Raw genomic sequence first — 23,700 nt, forward strand, 5'->3', positions numbered from 1 at the left:
CGCTGCCGCGATACGGGCGTGGCAGTTTGCGCAGGCAGTTGCAAGCCGGGAACCGCAAGGCGATACGACATTGTGGTGACATCACGGTTGGCGGCGCTTTTCTTTTGCCCGTGCGCTGGCTACCCCCTTTGCGATGAACGACACCCAGCCTGCGGCACTCCCGATGTCACTGTTCGTATTTTGTCTGCTGTATGGCGGAATGACAGTGTTGGCTGGCTTTCTCGCCGTTAAGCAAGTTCAACTTTGGCCTACACAGCTTGGCGTCGAAGCAGGCATATTCGCGTTCCTGATCCTTGTTGTTCTCTCAAGTTCAATTGCTCAGGTTCATGGAAAAGGTCTCGCCAATCGGTTGGTAATATGGGGCTTTCTGCCTCTCGCAGCGTCCATAGCGTTGATTTTTTTCGTTCTCTCTCTCCCAGCAGACCCAAAGATGTGGCCCGAGGGGCTGGAGGCATTTCAGCTAATCCATGCCACCACCCCTAGGATCATGGCGGCGGGCCCAGCAGCATATTTTGTTTCCTTGCTTCTCAACATCTGGATCTTTGACAGACTGAAGGGTGAGGGAGAGGCGACGACCTTAGGCTTGATGGCACGCGGCGCGGTTGCATCAGCGCTCAGTCAAGCAGTAGATTCGATTATCTTCGTCACACTTGCGTTTTACGGGGAACGCGAGATAGGCAATCTGCTGATCGGGCAAGTGATCGCCAAGGTGGTGCTGAGCGTCATTCTGGTGCCATTCCTGATCACCTTCGGGGTGCGCGCGGCGCGCTGGCTGGATCGGCGGGGCCGCGATTCAGCGCTTTGAGGCTGCGCGGACGTGGGTTATCCTTTCGCCATAACGGGGGAGAATGTCACATGAAAATCGCAGTCATAGTCCTGCTTGCCGGCACCATTGCGCTCGGCGCCTGCAACGAAAGCGTCGGCGGGCCGGGTGCGAGCACCTATTACGATTGCGGCGGCGGCACGCGCCTGAAGGTCGATTATGTCGATACAGGCAGCGTGATGGTGCAGATGAACGACAACGCCCCGGTCACCATCCTCGCCGATCGCGCAGCCTCAGGCGCGAAATACATGAGCGCCACCCACCAGTTCTGGTCGAAGGGGGACGAGGCGATGTGGACCGTCGGCCGCATGGCTCCGATGACCTGCCGGAAGGTGGCCGTGCCGCGCGGGATGTGAGCGCCGCTCGGACCCGCAGTCGCCCGGGCTAGAGCGCAACCTGCAACAGCCGTTCCCGGATCGCACCGGGTCGGCGTGCGCTGTCCGCAAGGGTGAAGCGACCGAGATGTGACAGAAAAGCTTCCAGCGCGCCGCCCAGCTATACGCATGGAGGCGAGACAAAAGAGGCGAGAGCCTTGCGACTACGCAGCCGTTCGTAGAGCAGCCTCGTCTCAAGCAAGTTTGCGATGCGCAACCCGACCTCGATAACGTCGAAGGGCTTCGAGACGAAGTCCTTGGCGCCCAATGCGAGCGCCCGGCGGCGGGCCTGAATTGTGGTGTCGGCTGTAAGCACAAGGACCGGGCGAAATTCATCCACCGCATCATGGCGCGAGAACGCTTCGAGCAATTGGAACCCGTCGACCTCGGGCATCATCAGGTCGAGCAGGACGAGGTCCGGCTGAAGGGCGATGTAGGTCTCGAGCGCGCGCGTGCTTTCGGTCAGGCAATGCACATCGCGGTAGCCTTCGCGCTCGAGGATGTTGGCGAGCAGGCGCACGTTTGCTTCCTCGTCGTCGATCGCGAGGATGCGGCAGGCAAGGATTTCCTCGCTGTCGATCAATTGGACGGCCATCGCGTCATCCTTCCTGCGCTTGCGTAACGGCCTCGTCTCTCACCACCTTGCTGCCCAGCCGAAACCAGAAACGCGCGCCCGGTTGGCCAGCCGTGTAACCGATTTCGCCGCCCATCGACTGCACTAGGGTTTTGGAGAGCGCGAGGCCAAGCCCGGTTCCCTCCGTCTTGGTCCTTTGGTTCTGCCCTAGGCGGTCGAAGGCGGTGAACAGCCGATTGATCTTGCCGGGATCGATGCCCGGCCCATCATCCTCGACGAAGAAAATGACGCCGCCGTCTGGGCCGTCTGGGGCCGCCTCGGCTCCGAGCCGGACGAACTCCCCGCCCGTGTTGTATTTGGCCGCGTTGCCGACGAGGTTGAGGATTACCTGCGTCAAGCGCCGGCGGTCGGCATGTACGCTCGGCGATCCGGCGGGCAGCGTGAGGTCGAACCGCAGACCGGCGCTCGCCACGATCGGTTCGGCAAGGTCGCGTGCTTCGCGCAACAGCGCCGCGACGTCGATGCGTTCGGGTTCGATCTCCGCCCCGCCCGCCTCGATGGTCGAAATGTCGAGCAGGTCGTCGATCAGTGCCAGCAAGTGGCGGCCTGCGCGGGTGATCCTCTCGACCGCCTCCTGATGCCGTCCGCTCAGGTTTTCCGCGTCGATCTCGAGCAATTGCCCAAAGCCGAGAATGGCGTTCAGCGGCGTGCGCAATTCATGGCTGGTGCGCGACAGAAATTCGCTCTTGGCCAGGCTGGCCGCGACCGCCTCCTCGCGCGCCAGTTGCAGGGCCTCCTCACTCCGGCGCCGCTCGGTCATGTCTCGGGTGACCTTGGCGAAGCCTTGCAAGGCGCCGTTTTCATCGCGCAGGGCGGTGATCACAACATTGGCCCAGAAGCGCGTGCCGTCCTTGCGCACCCGCCAGCCCTCATCCTCGGCCGAGCCGTTCGCACGTGCGCGTTCAAGCATCAGGGCAGGAAGAAAATCGCGGGTCTCGTCAGGGTAGAAGCGGCTGAAGTGCTTGCCGAGGACCTCGTCCGATTGCCAACCCTTGATGCGTTCAGCGCCAAGGTTCCAACTGGTTACGATACCCTGCCGGTCGAGCGTGAAGATACCGTAGTCGCGCACCCGCTCAATCACGAGGCGAAAACGTTCCTCGCTGGTGCGCAGGTCATCCTCGCGCTCGCGAAGCAGGGCGCTGGCACGGCCCAGTTTGACCGTCAGCCTCCCGATTTCGTCCGCTTCCTCGGGCAGATCCACCAGCCGCTCGCCCCGGGCGAGCAGTTCTGCATTATGTTCGAGCTTGCTGACCCGCCGCACGATGCCGGTGGAGAAGAGATAAACCGCCGCGAGGCTGCCAAGCAGGCCGACCAGCCCGCTAACCGCCGTCAGCGTGAGGAAGCGGCGGCGCACTTCGTCGACAAGCGCGCGGCGTTCATCCAGCACCACCGCTTCGCGCGCTTGGATTTTCTCGATCTCGCGCCGCACGGTATCGAGTGTCAGCTTGTTGGCCATCAGCGCCTGCTCGATCGCTTCGGACGAAGCCGCCTCTTCGCTCCGGGCAAGTTCGACCGTGGCCCGGAGGCTTGCGCGCTTTTCCTCGGTGACCTGTAGCAAGTCGACGAAATAGCGGCTCACCACCGGATCCTCGATTGCAATATCGAGCCGCCGCAAGGTCGCGGGAAGCTCGATCTCGGCGGCGCGGTAGGGCACGAGGAAGCGGTCCTCGCGGGTGAGGGCATAGCCCCGCACCCCGGTTGCCGCCTCGGCCAGCAGCGCGTGGACCTGGTAAATGTCGCGCTGGATCGCGAAGGCGCGGCGCACGTCGTCCTCGGCGCGTGTCTCTGCGCTACTTGCGAGGTAGAGCGAAACCAGTGAACCGAGCAGGATGGTAAGCGGCATCGCCACAACCACCAACCCCTTGAAGGCGAGCGGCCGATCGGTCCATATTCGCATCAGCAAGGCGGAACGCCGGGCGCTCATCGCGCGGCCTCTCCCGCCTGCATCTTTACCGCCAGCACAGCCGCCTGCGTTCTGTCCGCGACGCCGAGCTTGCCGATCAACCGCTCGACATGGACCTTCACAGTCGCCGGGCTGATGCCGAGTTCGCGCGCGATTTCCTTGTTGGTGAGGCCCTCCGCAACCAGCGCGACCACTTGCTGTTCGCGTGTCGTAAGAACCTGCGCGAGGCTGGACGGTGACGGCGCGGCCAGCACAGGTGCCCGCAAGGCGGCGGTGACAAGCTCGAGCGGCAGGGCCGACTGTCCGGCGAGGACCTGCTCTACCGCGGCGCACAGATCGCCGATTGCCGTGTCCTTGAGCACATAGCCCGCCGCCCCTGCGCCAAGCGCTTCGCGGACATAGCCGGGCATGTCATGCAGCGTCAGCATCAGCACCCGGACCGGCAGGCCGAGCGCGGCGATGCGCCTTGTTGCCTCCAGACCATCGATCCCGGCGCCGAGGCGCACGTCCATCAGCACCACGTCCGGCACCAGTTCACGCGCGTGTTCGACCGCCTGTTCGCCGGTGTCGGCAAGCCCGACGACGTCGTATCCCTTTCCGGTCAACACCGCAGCGAGGCCCTCGCGCGCGAGTTGGTGATCGTCGACGATGAGTATCCGAGCGCTGCTCATCATAGACTCCCGCGCGGCAGCCGCGCTTCGACCGTGACCCCCCGCCCCGGCTTGCCGGACCATTCGAGTGTGCCTCCGAGCGCGCTCATACGTTCGTTCATGACGTCGATCCCGACCCGGTGGCCAGTCGCGCCGTCCTGACCGCGCACCGGGACAGCGGGGCCGCGGCCCTCGTCGATGATCCTGAGGACAACGGGATCGTCATCCAGCCGCGCCTCGATGGTGACTGCGCAAGGGCCGCCCGCATGCTTGTGGATGTTCGCAATCGCCTCCTGCGCGACCCGGAACAGCGCAGTCTCGATCATCGGAGCGAGCCTTGCGTTCTTCCCTTCGAGCACCATCCGCACAGCAAAGCCTTCGGCTGCGAGCCCTTCGCCCAGTGACTGCAGCGCGGCCAGCAGGCCGAGGTCATCGAGCAGAGTCGGGCGCAGGCCGGCGATGACACGGCGCAGTTCGGACACCAGGCCGCGCGCAACCTGCTTGGGTGCGGGGCCGACAGCCGCAGCGCCGGCACTTTCCGCACCCTCCAGCAGGCGGACAAGCGCGGTTGCCGTCTGCGCCACCCCGTCATGCAGTTCATGGCTGACCCGCCGGCGTTCCTCCTCCTGCGCAGTGAACACCTTCTCCAGCATCAGCGCGAGCCGCTTCTCGCGCTCCTGCAGCGCGGCGAGCAACTCGCTGCGTTCGCGCTCGCGCGCAATCCGGTCGATGGTCGTGCCCATCAGTTCGAGATGCATCCGAAAAGCTTCGCGATCCTCGACATCCGGGACCGCATCAATCTCTTCTAGATCGGGGATGACAAGCCGCGCCACCACCGCGCCGCCCGCTCCTGGCGCCTTGATCGCAATGCCTCGCCCACCATCGGCACGGGCGATCTCGGCGGACTGGCGGCCGGCGAAAAATGCGAGGCGCTCAGCGCACGTCTGCAGCACGTGGTTCAACGTCCCGTCATCGGCCTTCGCCAATTCGCGCCCCGATGTCGACAGCAACCGTAAACGCGCCGCGCGCGCCTCTGAAGCGCGGTAGAGCTCGCGCAATTCGGCAACCGTCTCGGCATCGGAAGAAAGGGCGTAGGGGCGCGTCACCATGCTCTCCAGTTTAGAGCCTTGAGGCAAAAGCGCATAGGCCACCCGGCCTAGGCCGCAAGGGGATCCGAATGGCCGATTTTCCGGAGTGCGCAACACAGTATCTCTCTTCCACGTGCTGCGACCGAGCCCCTGACGACAGGCGGCAATGCTGCGACGCGCGTTCGGACCACGTGCTAATGGAGACACCTGCCATGACCAAGACATCCCTCGCCATCGCCGCTGCGAGCATTGCCCTCGCCGTGGGCACGCCCACCTATGCTCAGGCCATGACCGCACCCATTGGCGCGGGCACCAATATGCAGCCGACCGAAGCCCAGCTCGAATGCATCACCGAAAAGGAGGTGATCGCGCGGCAGGACGAATGGGGTGACGGAATCGTGCGGATCGGCAAGGTCTTCCGCGATGGCGGCGACTACCGCGAGGCAGCCGCAGACCACATCGACGAGTTCTACGCCTATGATCTCAGCCTTGTGCTGTTCAAGCCGACGCTTGCCGCGGTCGAACAGTTCCGTCCTGGTTTTGACGGCGCGCTCTCCTACTTCGTGGGCGGCAACGAATCCTTTCCCGAAGACAAGGGCTTCGCGATCAAGCCATGGACCAACGTCCGCTGGCAGAACGCCGGGATCATGAACAATGTGTGTCACATGGCCGTGGCGATGGGGAACTACTACTTCACCCCGGCCGATGGAGGCGCAGAGACCAAGGTCGAATACACGATCGGGTACATCCGCGACGCGCAAGGCAAGCTGAAGATGGCCGTTCACAGTTCGACCATTCCTTATAGCGGCGGTTGAACCGGCCAGGTCCGCTGCGCCGCTTCCGGGAGGATCGGCGCAGCGGCGACCATGGCTTTGCTTCCGCCCTCCTTCAGGCCTCTAACCGAGTATTCCTTCTCATGACGCATAACGCGGCTCTCAAGATTGCTGTGGGCGCGAGTGCGCTCGCTTTCGCCGCCTCCCCTGCCGCTGCAACCGAGGACGACTTGAACGTCTGGGCCGGTCAGTTCGTCGTGGCCGACGTGGACGAGGATGGCGATTGGTTCGTGCGGGGGGAAGCGCAGGAACGGTTCACGAATGATGCCGACCGGCTCGGCCAGCTGCTGCTGCGCATGCTGGTCGGCTATCGCCTGAACAAGGACGTGAGCATCGGCGGAGGCTATGCCTATATCCTCACCGACCCTATCGGCCCGGTCAAACTGAACGAACACCGTTACTATCAGGAGCTGAATGTCAGGCTTTTCGATCGGGACGGCATTACCCTCGACAGCCGCACGCGCCTCGAACAGCGCACCTTCGAAGAGGGTGAAAGCACCTCGTGGCGGTTCCGTAATTTCGTCCAGCTGCGGGTGCCGATCAGCGAAAACAACAAGCTGGTCGCCTACACCGAGCCCTTCATCGAGCTGAACGAAACCGATTTCCAGCGCGGCGGCCTCAGTGTCTGGCGCAATTTCGCCGGGGTCTCGATCCCGATTGCGGAAAGGATCGAGGTGGTGCCGGGCTATCTCAACCAGGCGGTCTTCCGCGAAGGCGAGAACCGCATGGACCACGTCGCAAACGTGAACCTGTTCATGTCATTCTGATCAGATACTCGCATAACAATTGTAAGCTCGCCGGGGTCGAGTAGCAGTCATTTATAGGCTGAGCAGGGCAGCGTCGGCTGCCGACCCACAGCCGGTCGTTCACGGCCGCCAGATTGGGAGCAAAGCTGGATCCCGGGTCAAGCCCGAGAAGGCCTGCCCTGAACGACCGCTTCGGGTTCGCTTCTTGCATGTCGGCTTTCAGAAAGCGAAACTTGGATAGCCGCCATCTAAGCTCCCGAGCAGGGTTGCGTCCGCTTCTGGCAAAGCCAGTCATTCAGGATGCCATTTAGGAACTACGGCTTGGTTCCAAGAGCTTCCAGCAGCAGGCGACCCAGACCCGATCGTTCAGATCAACCACAGTGTATGTCTGCTCTTGATAGAAGCTGCCGTCTGGACGTCCCGAAGCAGACCTTCAGCTTTGCGCGATAATCTCAGGCATTTACAGCAGCTTTGGCGGCTCCCAAGGGCGGACGCGATTTCCTGAATTTCCGGCTAGCCTATGGGATGTGGTAAGCGGACCAAAGGTTGCTCGCCAGCATCGTCAGTTTGCGATAGAAAACCGTGGGTGATGCTTTGGGGGCAGTCGATGAAGACATTAACAGCAATGGCGTTGGCCATTTCGCTTGCGGCTATTTCTCAGACTTCGATGGCCCAGTGGACCAATCATTACCCCAAGGTCGAAGGTTTCTCCCATCAACTTTACCTTGAGCAGGAAAACCTTCCGATACTCTCGTCCGGGCCTATCAATCCGGCACCTTCGCCGGACGGCACACAGCTCGCTTTTTCGCACCAAGGTTGGATCTGGGTGTTGGATCTCGAAAGCGGTGTAGCCCGCAGATTGACAAATAGTAGCGGCATAGATGGGCGGCCGCGCTGGTCACCCGATGGCGCGCTGCTCGCGTTCGTTCGTGACAGCGGACGTGACACTTCGCTGGTTCTGAAGCGGCTTAGCGATGGGGTTGAAACCGTAATCGACACCCCTGCCATTGAGCTTGACCCTGAGTTTACCCCCAGCGGCAAGGAGCTGTATTACACATCGGCGCGCTCCGGTCGGCTGGCGATATGGCAGCGCGATCTTGCGACAGGTGTGGATGAAAAACTGATTGAGGGCGGTCGTCTTCGACGCGCTGCAAGGTCAATGGCAGATGGCGCAATAGTCTATCATGCGATGGGATACCCATCTTACGCCTTGCGAGTCCGTGAGGCCGATGGGCAGTCAGATAGATTGCTGCTTGAGCAAGGCTGGATGGCCCATTTCGACCCCGATGTGCATCCCACGGCTCGCTCGATGGTTTACACTGCAGGCGACAGCAACAGCCTGCACCTTGAGATAATGGACATTGATCAGCCCAGTTTCCCGCGCAGGCTCACACCTGCCGGCGCGAAGCCATTGCATCCTGCCTTTTCGTCAGATGGCACGATCATCTATTTTGTAGAGGCCAACTCTGATCAACAATTTCACCTTAATCGCATCAACGTCGCCGGAGGCCAGCCATCGAAGGTAGAAATTTCCCGATGGGATTACGGAAGCGCCGTCGGCAAGGTCAATCTGGTGACGACGACGGCGAAGGGTGAGCCTGCTCCCGCAAGAGTTTCAGTAAAGCGACTGGACGGACATCCGATCGCCAACCCTGCCGGTCCGACTTTCGTGGATAACAACAATGGCGAAGTCTATTTCTACTCGCCCGGCAGCATGGAGTTGACGCTCCCAGAGGGCCAATACCGTGTGGTTGTGACACGCGGTCCATTCTCGATACCGGTCGAAGATGTAATCAAAGTGTCTGGCACCCAAACGCAGAACTTGGTGCAGTCCATCAAGACAATCTGGCAGCCAAGGCAGGCCGGATATGCCTCGGCCGACCATCACGTTCATCTGAACGCGAGCGGCGTGACCGAGCTCGAATTGTCCGACCTCTTGCTGCCGATGCAGGGAGAAGACCTGGATTCTGCCGCACCCATGGCATGGAACCAGTATAATCGATACATCGACGCACAGCGGATCGGGCAAGTTCAAACTAGACCGGACGGCACTGCTGCCGTGCTGTCGCAGGAGGTGCGATCAGACTTCCATGGCCACGTCGGAATGATCGGACTGAAGGAGCCATTCAACCCCTGGTTCTTCGGTCCGAGAGAACCTGTCTATTCGACGAAGGATTTGAACAACGGACAGGCCATTTCCTTCGCTCAGGCCCGCGGTGCACTGGCCACCTATGTCCACCCAATCGACGGTGACAAGGATCCCTTCGTTGATCTTTCTTCTAACCCGTTACCCTATGAACTGGTAATTGACGGGGTGCTCAACGAGGGTGTCGGGCTTGAAATAGTTTGCCAATGGACAAGTTCGCTCGGCACGTCGGAGGTATGGTATCGGTTCCTCAATATCGGCAAAGCGATGCCCGCCACCTCGGGCACTGATATGATGGCCAACTTCTACCGCACTCCGGCCATCGGCACGGCTCGCGCCTACGTTCCTACAACTACCAATGAAAATGTGTTCGATGCGGTGGTAGAGCAGGTCCGCAAGGGAACTGGTTTCGTAACCACAGGTCCGGCTCTGCTGTTTGAAGTGAGCGGGAGTGCGCCAGGCAGCACGGTTAAGTCAGGAATTCAAAATTGGGGAATCGAGCTATTCAGCGTTCTCCCGGTCGAGCGGCTCGAAATCATCGTGAATGGAAAAGTCGTGGAAACGATTGCTGGATTCAAAGGCCGGGGTTCGAAAAGATATTCAGGAACAGTCGACCTGCCTGAAGGAGGCTGGATTGCAGCACGGGCCGTAGGGGGCGAAACGGGTTGGCCGAGCATGACAGTATTCCAGTTTGCGCATTCGTCACCCGTCTGGATTGGCAAAATCGGGAGCACCGACCCTCAATCCGCAAAGGCCGCAGCCAAAGACCTTTTGCGCGCGCTGGAATATTCCGAACTCAAATTCAATGAAGGCTACTCGAATAGTATCCCGGCTGGATTGAGGAAGCGGATTGATCAGACCCGCCGCGAATTGGATATGCTGGCAAAGTAAGTCTGATTATGAGCCAAGATGCGTCCAAGTGACGTTCCTTCGCTCGGCAATTCAACCGCAAATATAAGCTATGGGCCGCCGGATGACGGACATTCCGCAATCGACCCAGAGGGCGGCCGTTCACGCTTACCGCGTTGAACGTCTGGTTCCTCCAGAAACCGCCAGGCGGCTTTCGGGATCGAGCCCCGATCCCGCTGATACTGCAACGGGGTGGAAATTTGTCATTCGCATCCGTGTCTCCCAGCGTCAGGTTCGCGCCCCGTCCTCCTACTGCTTCGCTTCTATCTCCGCGATCCACGCCTCGACATGAGCACGCAGCGCCCCGAGCGGGATCGCGCCGTTCTCAAGGATCCGGTCGTGGAACAACCGGATGTCGAACCTGTCGCCAAGCCGCGCCTCGGCCTCGGCGCGCAATGCGATGATTTCGAGTCCGCCTGTATCATAGGCAGTCAATTGGCCGGGCCAGACAGCGATGCGATCAAGCAGATCGAACCCTGAATCGCCGAGGAATCGACCCGACTCCTGCGCGTAGGCGATAGCCCGTTCATTGGACCAACCGTAGACATGGACTCCGGCGTCGATCGCCATGCCGCGTGAGCAATGGCGAAGGCTGACTTGAAGCATAGCGTTAGGACGCGCTGCCAGCATTGCGGCGATATGCTGACCGTGCGGCTGGTGCTTGGCGACAGGGGCGACGCGATAGACTGCACGTCCTGCGGCGGTCACTTGACGACAATGGGCGAATTGCTCGATGCGACGATTGAGCAAGTCGCTGCGCTCCTGCTAAACGGATTGAAGCGCAAGGCGGGGCGCTAGTTGGTCGTGCAGACCGTGCCGCTGAAATAGGTATTGCACCGCGTCGTCACAGGCAGCGGGGGCGCAGGGGCAAATCCATTTTGTTGCTGCTGTAATCCCGCTGCAAGTCCTCCGAGGATACCCGCTAAAGCGCTGCGCGATCTGGCCTTCTCCTCGCCCCTTCCAGCAAAGTAGCTACGCAGGTTCGCGTCGATCAACAGTATCTCGCCGACCTCGCCTTGAAAGTTTCCATGCGCCTCGATCCAATTTTGCATGGCACCAGCGAACTCATCGTCGGATGTGCCTTCGGGCATAGCTTCGATGTTCTTCTGTAGGCGGTCTAACGCTGCCTCATCCCGCTGAAGCTTTGCCGCTATCTCTTGTGTCCAAACTTCCGTTCGTGCTGCCGACGGCTTGTCAGCCATGAACTCGCGAAACTCGATGAGGAGCATTCCACGCCCGCGCGCAGCTGATGCAGCATGGGCCTTGTCCATAGCCGTCCTGAAAAGCGCTGCCTGCCGCTCTGGCGGCTGGTTCTCGACTACCGCCGCCCTGTAAGCGCTGACTGCCGCATTCGCTTCCTCAAGCAATCCGGTGAACTCTTCGGCGTATGCATCGTCGCGTTGAGACCACGCCTCCGAAAATTCTTTGTGAACTGATTTCGCGTCGGCTGGGGAGCCCGCTGCAAGTAGTGCCGCTGCCAAGACAGCCCAAACCGTTCGCATATCTTCCGCCCTCTTGTCTTGATCGCGCCCTTCTACCAGCGCTGCCCACCTTAGCGGCAATCCCGCGCAACCCTGCCCCCGTTACATCTGAGGAAACCTAAGGCAGAGCGTCCTGACCCTCCTGTTGCTCCCATGCTCGCCGCTCGTCTTCAGCTTTGCTGATCGCGAGTTCAAGGCAGAAAGAAATACTATTGTTGGGGTCATCAGCCTTTGCACTTTCGCATTTGCTGACCTGGAGAACCGCCCAATCAAGCGCAACCTTTTCCTTTTTGCGGCCCTCGATGTGGCCGCCGGATAGGAATCCAAGCCATCCAAAGACGAAAAGAGCTGGCCATAGGTTCGCTTGCTTCACAGACACCTCTTCGCAGTCGGCCGGACGCAGAGACTAGGGGCGACAATCTGTGCGTCGTCTACGCGCATTGCACTGACAATCCGGTGACTGCCTTGTAAACTGATTTTCCCGCTTCGGTCAGATACAGGAGATACTGCATTTGGGTTTCGAGCGTTGGCGGTGTTCTTAATGAGCGATTGTTCATCCTCGCATGGCCTACCGTGATGCGGGTTAGAAGGCCAATGGTCTGAAGATGCTCGAAAGAGCGCTCCGCAAGTTGCATTGTAACCTTACTATCTGTCGGCGCGATCCAACGTCCTCGATCCTCCCACGTCAGCGTTGTTCCAATTCGCCGCGCCCCCCATTCCCCTTGTCCCAGTTCGAGAAAAAGGGCGGCGTCATTGGGGGTAAGCTTTGAAACAATCTCTAGGTTACGACGATCAAGCGCGTCCTCGTCTCCCGTGGCGGCATTGGCGAGAAGGCGAGCGAACAGGTCTTGGATTTCGTCCTCGTCCTGCTTCGTTGCCTCTTCGAACCAAGTGATAGCGAACCGCTCTGGGACGCGGTCTTTATCCGGACTCAGCCCTAGTTGGTCAAAGTGCTTCTGCGCCTTCAACTGCAACTTCGCCGCGTTCTTTAGGCGGTATGCGGCTATGCGGTCACCAATAACTGCCTGCCATGCATCGTAAAGCGCACCTTGGATCGTTTCGGACGATGCCAAAGCTTCGAGAGGCTTCACGATTGCGGTAGGATCAACTGCCATGCTCGGAGCGTATCAACGCCAAGCACGAGCGTCAAAGCAGTAACAAAGCTTGCCCCGTGATAGCTAAGTGATTGCTATGCCGATTCGGGCCCTCCCGGAACGAGCGCCACTTTTAAGAAAAAATCTATTTAAAACAAATGGTGAGCCCGACAGGATTCGAACCTGTGACCCGCTGATTAAAAGTCAGCTGCTCTACCTACTGAGCTACGGGCCCACATGCTCCGGCAACAGTGCCGGGAGCGGGGCTCACCTAGGCAGGGGGCGCGGGCGGGTCAAGCGGGCATGGAGTTGCGACAGGGTCAATCCGCTCACCGGATCGCGCCAGCGTGGAGCGATCGCCGCCGCCGGGCCGAGCACAAAGGTGCGATTGCGGAACGCCGGGTGCGGGATGGCGAGGCCCGCCGATGCCCCTCCCGAACGCCACACCCCGCCGCTCCACAGCACGATATCGCAATCGAGCACGCGGTCGCCCCAGCGTTGTCCCGGTCGCCGCCCGAACGCCCGCTCGGTGCGTTTGCACGCGGCCAGCAAGGCGGACGGCGCAAGGTCGCTTTCCAGCACCAGCGCGGCATTGGCAAACCGCCGCCGGGCCGCGCCCATGGCTGCGCTGGCGATCACCGGCGCGCGGGACAGGACCGTGCCGAAACCGGCAAACTCCTCCATCGCGGCGCGCACCACTTGCGGCGGCGGACCATAGAGGCCGTGCCGCCGGTTGCTGCCCAGGGCGATCAGGTAAAGGCTGCTCAAGCGGGCGCCGATCTAGATATCTTCGGCAATCCGGCCGTAAAGCTGCGGGCGGCGGTCGCGGAAGAAGCCCATGCCGGCGCGGTGCATCGCCGCACGTGCCAGATCGAGCCGGGCGATCAGCACGCCGCTTTCCGCCGCGCCGTATTCGGCGAGGTAATCGCCCCACTCGTCGGTGATAAAGGAATGGCCGTAGAAACTTTGCGCGCGCTCCGCCGGGCCTTCCGGGCCGATGCGGTTGCTGGCGACCACCGGCATGCAATTCGACACCGCATGGCCGATCATCGCCCGCCGCCACATTCGGCTGGTATCGAGCGCGGCGTCATACGGCTCGGACCCGATCGCGGTGGGATAGAGCAGCAGTTCCGCGCCCAGCAGCGCCATCACGCGCGCGGCCTCGGGATACCACTGATCCCAGCACACGCCGACACCGACCTTGACCAGCGCGCCATCCTCGCCCGGCACGTCCCACACCTTGAAACCATCATTGCCGGGGCGGAAATAGTATTTTTCCTCGTATCCCGGCCCATCGGGAATGTGGCTTTTGCGGTAGGTGCCCATCAGCGCGCCATCGGGGCCGATCATCGCCAGCGTGTTGTAATAGTGATGCCCGTCCCGCTCGAAAAAGCTGGTGGGGATCGTCACCTTCAGCCGCGCGGCGAGTTCCTGCATCGCGATCACGCTGGGATGCTCGGCGCAGGGGCGTGCGAGCGCGAACAGCGCCTCGTCCTCCGCTCGGCAGAAATATTCGCCCGAAAACAGTTCGGGTGGCAGAATCAGCTGCGCACCCTTGGCGGCGGCTTCCTCCACCAGCGCGCTGACAGCGGCGATGTTGGCGGCCTCATCCGCAGAGGCCAAGGCAAGCTGAAGGGCGGCGACAGTGATAGCGGTCATGCCGCCGCCCTTAGCGGGTTATTGTGCCTTCTTGAACAGAAGAGTCATCCGGTCGCTTTCGCCCTTGCCCTTCAGATCTTCACGCTTGGTCGCCAGCGAAGGCGGCATTTCCCACACACCTTGCGCGTGATCGGCGGTGTCGTTGGGGTTGGCGTTGATATCGCTGCGTTCGACCAGTTCGAAGCCCTGCAGGCGCATGAAATCGATCATGTCGGCTTCGCGCAGGTATCCCTTCGAACCATTGGCATAGGACCACGCCGCATCGGCCTTTGCACGGTGCTGGACGATGCCGATCATGCCGTCATCCTTGAGCAGTTCGCGCATCGCCCGGATTTCGGTGTCGGCGGTGCCCGAACGGGTCGGGCTGTGCAACGCGCGGAACACGAGAATGCGGTCGAAGGTGCCCTTCTGGTCATCGGGAATGGCATCCAGAGTCATGCCGGAGAATTTCTCGGCCGGCAGACCGGTGTAGCCGGCAACTTCCGCACCAAAGCCTGCGGCCATGTCACGCACGCGCTGCTGGCGCGCCGGATCGGAGGTGGCGGTAAGCGGGTTGGTGTAGAGGCCGACAAGCTGCCCCTCGCCGCCCAGATAATGGCCCAGCAGGCGCGAATACCAGCCGCCGCCGGGCGCATATTCACCCACCTTCATGTGCGGCGCGACATGGAAGAACGCGAGCGTTTCCGATGGGTTACGGTATTCATCACGTTTGGCATCGTCGGCGCGGGTAGGGTGATTGATCGCAGCCGACAGCGCCTCGCCATGATGCTTGGCGAACATGGCAGCCATCTCGTTCTGCGTCATGCCTTCGTGCATCATTGCCTTTTCGCCTTTGCCGCCGTGATGATCGGCGAGAACAGGCGCGGCGATGGCAAGGCCGCTCGCGGTGGCGAGGGCAAGGATCAGCTTCTTCATGGGTATTCTCCCTTGGGAAATGCAGTTGAACCGGAACACACATGTGGCATTTCCGATCCGCCGTCCTATCTCTGGCAGAAATAAGCGGAGATTTCGATGAGCAATTTGGAAACGGTGATTGTCGCAGGCGGATGCTTCTGGTGCACCGAAGCGGTGTTCCGCGATGTTGTCGGCGTAAGCGAGGTCGAAAGCGGCTATATCGGCGGCAGCAAACCCAACCCGACCTACAAGGAAGTATGCACCGGCAGCACCGGCCATGCCGAAGCGATTCGCGTGACCTATGATCCCGGTACCATCAGCCTTGGCGAGATGTACGACGTGTTCCTCGGCACGCATGATCCGACGCAATTGAACCGCCAGGGCGGCGATGTCGGCACGCAATACCGTTCAGCAATCTTCCCGTTATCAGACGAACAGGGCGAGGAAGCCAAGGCCGCAATCGGGCGCTGGAATGCCGAGAACGGCAAGATGGCGGTGACCACTATCGAAGGTCTCGACGGCGGGACACAGCTGATGGAGTGGTATCCGGCGGAAGGCTATCATCAGGAATACTGGGACGGCGAAGGTCAACGCAATCCCTATTGTCAGGCGGTGATCCCACCCAAGCTGATGAAACTGCGCAAGTCTTTTCAGAAGTATGTGAAGTCGGACGGCTAGTCACATCAGGAAATAAACAGCCGCGAGGCTGGTCATCACGATAATCGCCGCGATGTTGAGCGCCCGCATGGCGCGTCCTGGCCGACTGTCCTCCGGCATGGCGCACCGCGTCACAACGAGATGATTGAGCGTCGCGATGACCGGCGCGGCGACAAAAGCCGCGCTCGTTGCGAGGTCCAGCAAGGCCGTGAAGGTGCTTGTGAAAAGGTAGAGGACGGCAGCAGTCGCGACAATCATGGCCGGGATCGTGATCCGGTAGACCCGCTGGAAAACGGCCTCGCTGTCGTCGCGGGCGATCTGCTGCCATGTCGAGGCGGCATTTCGTCCGCCGATATCGATGGCTGCCAGAACGGTCGTCGCCATGACCGAGAGCGCGGCAATCGCAGCCAACAGCGCCGCTCCTTGACCCAGCGTTTCGCTGTAGAGGGCGACGATCTGCTGCGCGAAGCCGGGCGCGCTCGTTTCGGGGGCAATCTGGCGCGCATGCATGACCCCTGCGCCAATGATGCAGAAGCACAGGGCAAGAAACGCGGTCAGCAGATAGCCGGAAAGAAACGTCAGCCGGGTTTCATGAAGGGATACCTTGCTCCCTCCCTCTGCGCGCTCGGCTTCAGCGGTCCACATCGACAAGGTCACCGAAACGTCGAGCGGGTTGGGCATGAAACCCGCAAGCGCCACGATGAACAGGATCGCCTTGGGATCGCTGACCCAGCCCGTTGCACCCAGCGTCCCCCAATCGACGCGGGGGAGTACCAGGGCGGTTACGATCAGCGTCGATACGACAAGGAAGGCCACCAGCACTCTGTTGACGATGTCGAGCCAACTGTATCCGCCCGCAAGCAGCAGGGCTGTCGCCGTGACCAGAATGATAAGGCCAAGGGCGGGCACCGGCCATGTCAGGCCAAAAACCGCGACGACAATTCCGGCAGTCGCAGACGCCAGTGCTGCGTAAATGATCGGGAACACGGCCAGAGAGATGGTCGCGAAAAGCAGCGGCGCCCAAACGCCCAGTTCGCGATATCCGACCAGCAGCGACCGGCGCGTGGCATGCCCGTAATCGACACCGAAGCGGAAAGCGGGATATTTCAGGATGCAGATCAGCGCGATGACGATCAGCAGAGCGAGGCCGTATAGCGCGCCCGCTCGGGTCGACTGGACAAGATGCGAGGTGCCGATCGCCGCTCCGGAAAACAGCAAGGCCGGACCGATCACGCGCCACATCATGAACACCCCCTAGACATCGGTGTGTTGCATGGCTGTCCAGCGCTGCAAAGCGTTTTCAGCGCTTGCTCCACCGCCCTGCAAAAAACCCGTCCAACCCGCCTTGGTCAAGCAGCATACCCGGATGGGTGCGCAGCCAGCCTTTGCCTGTGGGGGTGAGGCCAGCGGGGAGTTCTTCAGGCGTGATCGGCTGGGCCGCAAGGCCGCAATTGGCGTCGATCCACGCCGCCTGTTCCTCGCCCTCTTCGGCCTCTAGCGAACATACCGCATAGACCAGCACCCCGCCGGGATTGAGCCATTCTGCCGCCTTGGCCGCCAGTGCGCGTTGCAGTTCGACGAGCTCTGGAATCTGGCGGGCGCCGATACGGTGCAGCACGTCGGGATGGCGGCGGCAGGTGCCGGTCGCGGTGCAAGGTGCGTCGATCAGGATTGCGTCGAAGCGGTGTTTCGGCTCCCACGTCAGCGCATCGGCGCGCACGGGCGAGGCTTTCAGTCCGGTGCGCTTGAGGTTGTCTTTCAGCAGTTCCAGCCGCCGTTTGGAGCTGTCGAGCGCGGTGACGTTCCAGCCGGCTGCGGCCAGTTGCATCGTCTTGCCGCCGGGCGCGGCGCAAAGGTCGAGCGCGTGTTTGCCCTCCCCCGCGCCCAGCAGCCGGGCGGGGATCGAGGCCGCAAGATCCTGCACCCACCAATCGCCCGCCTTGAAATCGGCCAAACTCTCCACCGCCGCACCGCGCGGCAGGCGGATATGGCCGGGGGCAAGGCTGATGCCGCCCATCTGGACAGCGCGGGTTTCGGTCTCGCCTGTGTCTTTGAGCGCCAGATCGAGTTCGGGCGGGAAGGCGAGGCCGGAGGCGATCGCGGCGGCGCGTTCCTCGCCCCAGCGGGCGCGCACGGCATCGGGCAAGGTCGGCGCTTCGGGCAGCACGCTTCGGCCCGGCTTCACCAGCGCCGAGAACACGCCATGCGCCAACCGGCGCGGCCCGCCTGTCAGCAGTGGCAATCCGGTCGCGATCACGGCATGCGGCGGCGTGTCGAGCCGCAGCGCCTGCGTCAGCATGATCCGCAGCACCATCCGCGCCTTGGCGTCATCGGGCAGGTTCTGCTTGGTTGCGCTGTCGATCAGAGCGTCGAGATCGGTCAGCCAGCGCAAGCTCTCGCCCGCAATCGCCTTGGCGAGCGCACGGTCGGGCGCGGTGCGGATGTCGCCCAGCGCGGCGCCTTCGGCCTGTTCGAGCGTCTCGCCCCGCCGGAACACGGCATCGAGCAGGCGAAGCGCGGCGCGGCGCACGGGAAGTCCGGGGGTAGCTGGCATCGCCCGCCTCTAACCAGTATTGAAACCAAGTGCCAGCATGGGCATTTGCCTTACATGACCAAACAGAAGTCCGAAGCCGCCAAGGCGTTCAAGAAGCCCGCCCATTGGACCAACGATCCGGTGCCCGCGCCAAGACAGACCGATCCGCTGAAAGACGAACCGCGCGAGCTTTCCCCGACCCGCTATGGCGATTGGGAGAAGGACGGGATCGCGTGGGATTTTTGAAGACGGACACAGTGCAAGTGGATGGAGCCACTCGGCGGCGCAAGCCGCCGCAAGGGCGACCGCCCGCCCGCAGACGCCCGGAGCGAAGCGGAGGAACGGCGTCGAGGACGCACGCCCGGAGGGGCGTGCGTAAGCTCAAAGACGGACGAACGTGACCTTCAGTCCATCCTTGGGCTGCGGGATCGGCCAGTCCTGCCAGTCGGGCTTGTAACCCGGCGCGGCCTCGATCCGGTAGCGTTGCAGCAACTGCGCCAGCAGCACCTTCACCTGCATATAGGCAAAGTGCAGGCCGAGACACATATGCGCGCCGCCGCCGAACGGCACCCAGGCATATTTGTGCCGCGCCTTCACCTGTTCGGGCGTGAAGCGCATCGGATCGAAGGCGAAGGGGTTGTCCCAGTATTCCTCGGAATGGTGGGTCCAATAGATATTGATCCCCACCATCGTGCCTGCCGGAATGCGGTAGCCGCCATATTCGAATTCGCGCAGCGCCCGGCGCGGCATTGAGGGCACGGGCGGAACCATCCGCAGCGATTCCTTGAACGCCATTTCGGTGAGGTCGAGCTTCGCCAGATCGTCGTAATCGAGGGCACGCGGGTTGCCGCCACCGTCCGGCCCGCCGGTGACCGCGAAAATCTCCTCGCGCAGCTTTTCCTGCCATTCGGGATTGGTGGCGAGATAATAGATCAGCGATGTGGCTGACGAGGTAATGGTGTCGTGCGCGGCCATCATCAGGAAATTCATGTGATCGACCACTTCATCGACCGGAAGCAGCGATCCATCCTCGCGGGTGGCGGTGGCGAACTGGCTGAACATGTCCTGTCCGCCGCCTTCCGCGCGCCGCCGCAGGGTTTCGCGGGTGAAGTAATCGACGAGGAAAGCGCGCCCGTCGACACCCTTCTTCATCTTGGTGAAGGGCAGCGGCTTGCGCACTGGCGCGACCGAGGCCTGCACCATGTCGACGAAAGCCTCGTTGATCTTGTCGGCTTCCGGCCCCCACGGCAGGCCGATAAAGCTGTCCGCCGCGAGATCGAGGGTGAGTTTCTTGATCGCCGGGTAGAATTCCATCGGCCCGGCCCAGCCGGCGACTTCGCGGGCGATGCCGCGATTGAGCGCGCCCGAATAATGCCGCATCGGTTCGGGCTTGAACGCGATCGACAATGCGCGGCGATCGATCCGGTGATGGTCGAAATCCATCAGCATCAACCCGCGCGGAAATAGCTGGTCGAGGATCGGGCCCCAGCCTTGCTCTGACGAGAAGATCTTGTCCTTGTTGAACAACAGCAGTTCGTTGGCTTCCGCGCCGATCAGCGCGACCTGCCAACCGCCGAAGGCGCGGTTCTTGTAGACCTTGCCGTGGGTCGCAATCATCCGCTCGGCAAAGGCGTGCGGATCGGCCAGCATGGTGAAGGTGTTGCCCACCAGAGGCCAGCCCGCGTCGCCCGGAATGTGGGCTAGGTCGGCCTCGGTCAGCCGCCGCTCGCTCCAGTGGCGGGGCGCATCGGCAGGGCCGGGGTCAGCAGGATGCGGGGCTTCGGCAAGGGTGGCCATGGTGGTCTCGGCGCTCCGTTTAAGGTTCGGATTAGCAACTGACCTTGGTGTAAATAACTCGCGAGGTTAAATCCAGCCCGAAAGCTCGCGCCGCAATATCGCCTCGACCATCGCCAATCCGTGATCCGAGGTGTTGAGGCAATCGAGCACGGCGTAATCCTCGCCGCCGGCTTCGATGAATTCGTCGCGGCCTTCGAGCGCCAGTTCCTCCAGCGTCTCGACGCAATCGGCAGCAAAGCCCGGCGCGGCGACAACGAGGCGCTTGGTGCCCTTCTGCCCTTCCTCGATCAGAGTGGTATCGGTCGACGGTTCCAGCCAGCGCGCCGGGCCGAAGCGCGACTGGAAGGTGGTTTCGAACCGTACCCCCGCGAATTCGGGCCGCTCGGCCAGCAACTCGCGCAGCAGGCGCGAAGTCTTGGAACAATGGCAGTAATAGGGATCGCCCTTCTCCAGCGTGCGCAGCGGCATCCCGTGGAAACTCAGCAGCATCACTTCGGGTTGGAACGCCAGGCCTTGCACCTGCCGGGTCAGATCATCGGCCAGCGCACCGAGGTAAGCGGGGTCGTCGTGATAGGGCGGCACGAACCGCATCGCCGGCTGCCAACGCATGTCGCCCAGCACGCGGGCGACCTCGTCGAACACGGTGGCGGTGGTGGCGGCGCAATATTGCGGATACATCGGCGCGATCAGGATGCGGTCGCAGCCCTTGGCCATCATCTCGCCGATGCGCTGCTCGATCGAGGGCTTGCCGTAACGCATCGCGTAATCGACCACGACCTTGTCGCCGAACCGGGCAACGAAGATCTTGGCCATCGCCTCGGCCTGCCCGGCGGTGATGTCCGCCAACGGCGATCCGCGGTCGGTCCAGATCTTGGCATAGGCCCTGGCGCTCTTCTGAGGGCGGGTGTTGAGAATGATCCCGCGCAGAATCGGCTGCCACGCAATCGGCGGGATTTCGATCACCCGCCGGTCGGACAGGAACTGCTTTAGATAGCGCCGCACCGAATCCGGGTCCGGCCCGTCGGGCGTGCCCAGATTGACCAACAATACGCCGATCATGCCGCTGGAAACGGGGGGGTGGTCGCCCGGAAGGCGCTGGGTCTGCCAGGTCATAGCCGTCCCAACGTATCGCAGGGCTTTCGTTTCCGGGCACTGGCCGTGGCCCGGACAAGGTGTTGCAATTTTGTCCGGGTCATATGCCGTCCGAAAGTAGGGGCAATCGTCTCAGCCGCAAGCCTGTAGCCGAAAACAGCGCATTGGCAATCGCAGGCGGGGCGACCACCGCGCCAAGCTCGCCGGGATCGGCGGGCGGGGCTTCGCTGGCGATAAATTCGATACGCATTGCCGGGCAATCGGCCAGCAGCGGCAGGCCCAGCCCGGCGTAATCACGGTTTTCGGGCATCCCGCTGCGCAGCTTGACCGGATTGCCCAGCGCAATACCCATCCCAAACACCAGCCCGCCTTCGATCTGCTGGCGGGCGATGTCGTGGTTGACGATCCGTCCGATATCCGCGGCTGCGGCCAACTGGATCACGCGCACCCCGCCTTCGCCCTGCCGCGCGGTGGCGATGCAGGCGATACGCGCAGCCTCCGGTCCATCGCCGATGCGCGCACAGGCAAGGCCCTGCCCGCTCTGGTCGGCGCCCCCGTCCCACCCGGCAAGCTGCGCTGCGCGTTGCAGGCACGCCGCCAGCCGCACATCATTGCCAAGCATCGCCATGCGAAACGACAGCGGTTCGCGCCCATACTTCGCTGCGATCTCGTCGATGAAGCTTTCAATCGCGAAGGTGGTCGGCCCGTGAGAATTGCCGCGCACCCGGCCGACCGGCAGGCCGATTTCCACCGGCACATGCTCGACCACTACGCCCGGCAGTTCGTAGGGCGGCACCGCGCCTTCGCAGGCGAGCGGATCGGGCTGACCGCTGGTTTCGCGGATCGCCGCCATGGTGGTGAGGTTGCCGAACAGGCGCTGGCCGAATTCACGCGCGGCGGGCGGGGTGGCGATGCGCACGCGCAAGGCATCGATCGCGCCGTCATCGGCCCCGGAGAGCTGCGCGCCCAACAGCAGCCAAGCGGGCGGGCGCGGGCGACTGCGGATCAGCTCGTCACGGCGCGGCCATGTGAGTTGCACCGGGCGCGGGCCGTCTTTGGCAAGCTCGCGCGCGATAAGCGCAATTTCGATCGCATGGTCGTGCTCCAGCCGGGCGTCGAAGCTGCCGCCTGCGGGCATGGGATAAAGCGCTACGTCCTCGGTCGCGATGCCGATGGCGCGGGCGGCGGCGATGCGCGCCTGCTCGGGCGCCTGACTAGCCAGCCACAGATCGAGCCGGCCGTCGGCAAAGCGCGCCGCAGCGGTGGCGGTTTCGACCGGCGCGGCGTGGTGCGGCTCGATCTCGTAACGGCGGGCCATGTCCACCCGGGTCATGGCGGCGGCGCCAAATCCGGTTTCGGCGATGATGAAACCCTCCCCGCCGGTTAGGAAGGTATCGAGCTTGGCGGCAATTTCGTTGCTGCTGACTGGCGCGCTGACAGCGAATTTGGGCTTCATCGCCTCCAGCGCCGCATCCGCGCTCCACCATGTCTCGGCGGCAACCGCCAGCCAGCGCTTGCTTTCGACGATGCCCGCCAGCCCGCGGATTTCGCCCGCCGCATCGCGGTCGAACCCGGTCAGTTCGGAACCATCGGTCGGCCCGTGACGGATCGAGGCGAACACCATGCCCGGCAGGCGCACGTCCCCGGCAAAGCGCCAGGAGCCATCGACCTTGGACGGCAGATCGATACGGGGATAGGCGGGGGCCTGATCGGAATCCGCCGGGAGTGGGGCCTCGCGCAAAGGCTCGGGGCGCAAAGGCGGGGGATCGTGCGGGCTGTATCCCGCCGCCGCCTCGGCCAGCTCACCGAAACTGGCGCGGCGTTCGCCGTGGATGACGAAGCCGCCTTCGACCTCGCATTCCTCCCATGTCACACCCCAGCGCGATGCGGCCTCCTGCGCCAGCATCGCGCGGGCAGCGGCGGCGGCTTCGCGGCAGCTCATTTCATAGGCGGGAAGCGAGGTTCCTTCCGCAGTCGCATTGAACCGCTGCGCCCCGGCGAACCGGGTCGCCATCAAAGCATCGGTGCGCGCCGAAAGCCCCGCAGCCAGCGGATCCCACAGCGCAATCCATTTCTGCGCTAGCGGAACATTGCCATAGGCGCCCGAAACCGGCGCAGGCTCGACTGCGATCTGCCGCCAGTCTGCCCCCAGCTCATGGGCGACGATCTGCGGCAGCAGCGTGGTGATGCCCTGACCCATCTCAAGCTGCGGAACGGCGACCGTCACCACCCCATCGGCGGCGATCTTGAGCCAGGCGCCGAACACATGCTCGCCCTTGGCCGCGACCAGCGGGGTGCCGTAGGCGCGGGGAACCAGCCACCACGCCACCAGCAGACCGCCTCCGGCAGCCGCTCCGGCCAGCACGCCGCGCCGCGATACCGGCATC

The 23,700-nt window shown here is 62.6% G+C and carries 22 protein-coding genes and 1 tRNA gene; 7 read left to right on the top strand and 16 right to left on the bottom strand.

Translation table 11 applies throughout. The annotated features are described in order from the left end of the window. Window positions 1–133: 133 nt before the first annotated feature. Entirely contained in the window at window positions 134–805 is a 672-nt protein-coding gene (locus J3454_RS07345; protein ID WP_349513077.1) for a queuosine precursor transporter, read from the top strand. Window positions 806–855: 50 nt separating this feature from the next. Next, window positions 856–1,179 (top strand): MliC family protein, encoded by a 324-nt coding sequence (locus tag J3454_RS07350; protein ID WP_349513078.1) that lies wholly within the window; start codon window positions 856–858, stop codon window positions 1,177–1,179. Window positions 1,180–1,318: 139 nt separating this feature from the next. Here J3454_RS07350 and J3454_RS07355 read toward each other — a convergent pair whose 3' ends face one another. The 4 genes from J3454_RS07355 to J3454_RS07370 are packed head-to-tail and all read right to left on the bottom strand — an operon-like array spanning window position 1,319 to window position 5,493. After that, on the bottom strand, window positions 1,319–1,792 hold the full coding sequence (locus J3454_RS07355) for a response regulator (RefSeq protein WP_349513079.1): 474 nt from the start codon (window positions 1,790–1,792) through the stop codon (window positions 1,319–1,321). Window positions 1,793–1,796: 4 nt separating this feature from the next. Then, window positions 1,797–3,755, bottom strand: a complete 1,959-nt coding sequence (locus tag J3454_RS07360) for a sensor histidine kinase (RefSeq protein WP_349513080.1) — start codon at window positions 3,753–3,755, stop codon at window positions 1,797–1,799. After that, on the bottom strand, window positions 3,752–4,405 hold the full coding sequence (locus J3454_RS07365; RefSeq protein ID WP_349513081.1) for a response regulator: 654 nt from the start codon (window positions 4,403–4,405) through the stop codon (window positions 3,752–3,754). The genes J3454_RS07360 and J3454_RS07365 overlap by 4 nt, the downstream gene beginning before the upstream one ends. Continuing rightward, the gene (locus tag J3454_RS07370) at window positions 4,405–5,493 is read right to left on the bottom strand and encodes a sensor histidine kinase (protein ID WP_349513082.1); all 1,089 of its coding nucleotides are present in this window, start codon (window positions 5,491–5,493) and stop codon (window positions 4,405–4,407) included. The genes J3454_RS07365 and J3454_RS07370 overlap by 1 nt, the downstream gene beginning before the upstream one ends. A gap of 191 nt (window positions 5,494–5,684) precedes the next feature. On the opposite strand from J3454_RS07370, the gene J3454_RS07375 reads away from it, so the two are divergent. The 3 genes from J3454_RS07375 to J3454_RS07385 all read left to right on the top strand — a co-directional run bounded on the left by J3454_RS07375 (window position 5,685) and on the right by J3454_RS07385 (window position 10,088). Next, window positions 5,685–6,287 carry a metal-independent carbonic anhydrase family protein gene (locus J3454_RS07375; protein ID WP_349513083.1) on the top strand — a complete coding sequence of 201 codons (603 nt, stop codon included), beginning with the start codon at window positions 5,685–5,687 and terminating at the stop codon, window positions 6,285–6,287. A gap of 101 nt (window positions 6,288–6,388) precedes the next feature. Next, a complete protein-coding gene (locus J3454_RS07380; RefSeq protein WP_349513084.1) occupies window positions 6,389–7,072 on the top strand; it encodes a DUF2490 domain-containing protein in 684 nt (227 codons plus the stop codon). Window positions 7,073–7,658: 586 nt separating this feature from the next. Continuing rightward, the gene (locus J3454_RS07385; RefSeq protein ID WP_349513085.1) at window positions 7,659–10,088 is read left to right on the top strand and encodes a CehA/McbA family metallohydrolase; all 2,430 of its coding nucleotides are present in this window, start codon (window positions 7,659–7,661) and stop codon (window positions 10,086–10,088) included. A 267-nt stretch (window positions 10,089–10,355) separates the two neighbouring features. Here J3454_RS07385 and J3454_RS07390 read toward each other — a convergent pair whose 3' ends face one another. From J3454_RS07390 to J3454_RS07420, 7 genes are all read right to left on the bottom strand, one after another. Continuing rightward, on the bottom strand, window positions 10,356–10,856 hold the full coding sequence (locus J3454_RS07390) for a DUF885 family protein (protein ID WP_349513086.1): 501 nt from the start codon (window positions 10,854–10,856) through the stop codon (window positions 10,356–10,358). Between the two features lie 44 nt (window positions 10,857–10,900). Beyond that, window positions 10,901–11,608, bottom strand: coding sequence for a hypothetical protein (locus J3454_RS07395; protein ID WP_349513087.1), 708 nt, complete (start codon window positions 11,606–11,608; stop codon window positions 10,901–10,903). A 410-nt stretch (window positions 11,609–12,018) separates the two neighbouring features. Further along, the gene (locus J3454_RS07400; protein ID WP_349513088.1) at window positions 12,019–12,702 is read right to left on the bottom strand and encodes an Abi-alpha family protein; all 684 of its coding nucleotides are present in this window, start codon (window positions 12,700–12,702) and stop codon (window positions 12,019–12,021) included. Window positions 12,703–12,840: 138 nt separating this feature from the next. Further along, a tRNA-Lys gene (locus J3454_RS07405) sits at window positions 12,841–12,916 on the bottom strand. 32 nt (window positions 12,917–12,948) lie between these two features. Further along, the gene (folK, locus tag J3454_RS07410) at window positions 12,949–13,449 is read right to left on the bottom strand and encodes a 2-amino-4-hydroxy-6-hydroxymethyldihydropteridine diphosphokinase (RefSeq protein WP_349513089.1); all 501 of its coding nucleotides are present in this window, start codon (window positions 13,447–13,449) and stop codon (window positions 12,949–12,951) included. A gap of 12 nt (window positions 13,450–13,461) precedes the next feature. Then, window positions 13,462–14,340 carry an N-carbamoylputrescine amidase gene (aguB, locus tag J3454_RS07415; RefSeq protein WP_349513090.1) on the bottom strand — a complete coding sequence of 293 codons (879 nt, stop codon included), beginning with the start codon at window positions 14,338–14,340 and terminating at the stop codon, window positions 13,462–13,464. An 18-nt stretch (window positions 14,341–14,358) separates the two neighbouring features. Next, the gene (locus J3454_RS07420) at window positions 14,359–15,255 is read right to left on the bottom strand and encodes a class I SAM-dependent methyltransferase (protein ID WP_349513091.1); all 897 of its coding nucleotides are present in this window, start codon (window positions 15,253–15,255) and stop codon (window positions 14,359–14,361) included. Between the two features lie 96 nt (window positions 15,256–15,351). Between J3454_RS07420 and msrA the strand changes: the two genes are divergently transcribed. Then, entirely contained in the window at window positions 15,352–15,912 is a 561-nt protein-coding gene (gene msrA / locus J3454_RS07425; RefSeq protein WP_349513092.1) for a peptide-methionine (S)-S-oxide reductase MsrA, read from the top strand. On the opposite strand, the gene J3454_RS07430 is transcribed toward msrA, so the two are convergent. Then, the gene (locus J3454_RS07430; protein WP_349513093.1) at window positions 15,913–17,136 is read right to left on the bottom strand and encodes an NRAMP family divalent metal transporter; all 1,224 of its coding nucleotides are present in this window, start codon (window positions 17,134–17,136) and stop codon (window positions 15,913–15,915) included. 55 nt (window positions 17,137–17,191) lie between these two features. After that, a complete protein-coding gene (locus tag J3454_RS07435) occupies window positions 17,192–18,445 on the bottom strand; it encodes an RsmB/NOP family class I SAM-dependent RNA methyltransferase (RefSeq protein ID WP_349513094.1) in 1,254 nt (417 codons plus the stop codon). Window positions 18,446–18,499: 54 nt separating this feature from the next. On the opposite strand from J3454_RS07435, the gene J3454_RS07440 reads away from it, so the two are divergent. Beyond that, complete coding sequence (locus J3454_RS07440; RefSeq protein WP_349513095.1) at window positions 18,500–18,670, top strand: DUF1674 domain-containing protein; 171 nt, start codon at window positions 18,500–18,502, stop codon at window positions 18,668–18,670. A gap of 135 nt (window positions 18,671–18,805) precedes the next feature. On the opposite strand, the gene J3454_RS07445 is transcribed toward J3454_RS07440, so the two are convergent. From J3454_RS07445 to J3454_RS07455, 3 genes are all read right to left on the bottom strand, one after another. After that, the gene (locus J3454_RS07445; protein WP_349513096.1) at window positions 18,806–20,221 is read right to left on the bottom strand and encodes a cytochrome P450; all 1,416 of its coding nucleotides are present in this window, start codon (window positions 20,219–20,221) and stop codon (window positions 18,806–18,808) included. 66 nt (window positions 20,222–20,287) lie between these two features. Beyond that, window positions 20,288–21,334, bottom strand: coding sequence for a ferrochelatase (hemH, locus tag J3454_RS07450; protein ID WP_349513097.1), 1,047 nt, complete (start codon window positions 21,332–21,334; stop codon window positions 20,288–20,290). 79 nt (window positions 21,335–21,413) lie between these two features. After that, window positions 21,414–23,699 carry a molybdopterin cofactor-binding domain-containing protein gene (locus J3454_RS07455; protein WP_349513098.1) on the bottom strand — a complete coding sequence of 762 codons (2,286 nt, stop codon included), beginning with the start codon at window positions 23,697–23,699 and terminating at the stop codon, window positions 21,414–21,416. Window position 23,700 lies beyond the last annotated feature (1 nt).

Origin of the sequence: Erythrobacter sp. NFXS35, from assembly GCF_040148725.1 — a bacterium.
Lineage (GTDB): Bacteria > Pseudomonadota > Alphaproteobacteria > Sphingomonadales > Sphingomonadaceae > Erythrobacter.

What these genes read in the sequence shown, in the direction of transcription:
- J3454_RS07355 (WP_349513079.1), bottom strand. Translation starts at nt 1,792, where the DNA reads ATGGCCGTCCAATTGATCGACAGCGAGGAAATCCTTGCCTGCCGCATC.
- J3454_RS07385 (WP_349513085.1), top strand. Translation starts at nt 7,659, where the DNA reads ATGAAGACATTAACAGCAATGGCGTTGGCCATTTCGCTTGCGGCTATT.
- hemH (WP_349513097.1), bottom strand. Translation starts at nt 21,334, where the DNA reads ATGACCTGGCAGACCCAGCGCCTTCCGGGCGACCACCCCCCCGTTTCC.
- J3454_RS07380 (WP_349513084.1), top strand. Translation starts at nt 6,389, where the DNA reads ATGACGCATAACGCGGCTCTCAAGATTGCTGTGGGCGCGAGTGCGCTC.
- msrA (WP_349513092.1), top strand. Translation starts at nt 15,352, where the DNA reads ATGAGCAATTTGGAAACGGTGATTGTCGCAGGCGGATGCTTCTGGTGC.
- J3454_RS07350 (WP_349513078.1), top strand. Translation starts at nt 856, where the DNA reads ATGAAAATCGCAGTCATAGTCCTGCTTGCCGGCACCATTGCGCTCGGC.
- J3454_RS07445 (WP_349513096.1), bottom strand. Translation starts at nt 20,221, where the DNA reads ATGGCCACCCTTGCCGAAGCCCCGCATCCTGCTGACCCCGGCCCTGCC.
- J3454_RS07395 (WP_349513087.1), bottom strand. Translation starts at nt 11,608, where the DNA reads ATGCGAACGGTTTGGGCTGTCTTGGCAGCGGCACTACTTGCAGCGGGC.
- J3454_RS07400 (WP_349513088.1), bottom strand. Translation starts at nt 12,702, where the DNA reads ATGGCAGTTGATCCTACCGCAATCGTGAAGCCTCTCGAAGCTTTGGCA.
- J3454_RS07360 (WP_349513080.1), bottom strand. Translation starts at nt 3,755, where the DNA reads ATGAGCGCCCGGCGTTCCGCCTTGCTGATGCGAATATGGACCGATCGG.
- J3454_RS07455 (WP_349513098.1), bottom strand. Translation starts at nt 23,699, where the DNA reads ATGCCGGTATCGCGGCGCGGCGTGCTGGCCGGAGCGGCTGCCGGAGGC.
- J3454_RS07375 (WP_349513083.1), top strand. Translation starts at nt 5,685, where the DNA reads ATGACCAAGACATCCCTCGCCATCGCCGCTGCGAGCATTGCCCTCGCC.
- J3454_RS07345 (WP_349513077.1), top strand. Translation starts at nt 134, where the DNA reads ATGAACGACACCCAGCCTGCGGCACTCCCGATGTCACTGTTCGTATTT.
- J3454_RS07370 (WP_349513082.1), bottom strand. Translation starts at nt 5,493, where the DNA reads ATGGTGACGCGCCCCTACGCCCTTTCTTCCGATGCCGAGACGGTTGCC.
- J3454_RS07440 (WP_349513095.1), top strand. Translation starts at nt 18,500, where the DNA reads ATGACCAAACAGAAGTCCGAAGCCGCCAAGGCGTTCAAGAAGCCCGCC.
- J3454_RS07435 (WP_349513094.1), bottom strand. Translation starts at nt 18,445, where the DNA reads ATGCCAGCTACCCCCGGACTTCCCGTGCGCCGCGCCGCGCTTCGCCTG.
- aguB (WP_349513090.1), bottom strand. Translation starts at nt 14,340, where the DNA reads ATGACCGCTATCACTGTCGCCGCCCTTCAGCTTGCCTTGGCCTCTGCG.
- J3454_RS07420 (WP_349513091.1), bottom strand. Translation starts at nt 15,255, where the DNA reads ATGAAGAAGCTGATCCTTGCCCTCGCCACCGCGAGCGGCCTTGCCATC.
- J3454_RS07365 (WP_349513081.1), bottom strand. Translation starts at nt 4,405, where the DNA reads ATGAGCAGCGCTCGGATACTCATCGTCGACGATCACCAACTCGCGCGC.
- J3454_RS07430 (WP_349513093.1), bottom strand. Translation starts at nt 17,136, where the DNA reads ATGATGTGGCGCGTGATCGGTCCGGCCTTGCTGTTTTCCGGAGCGGCG.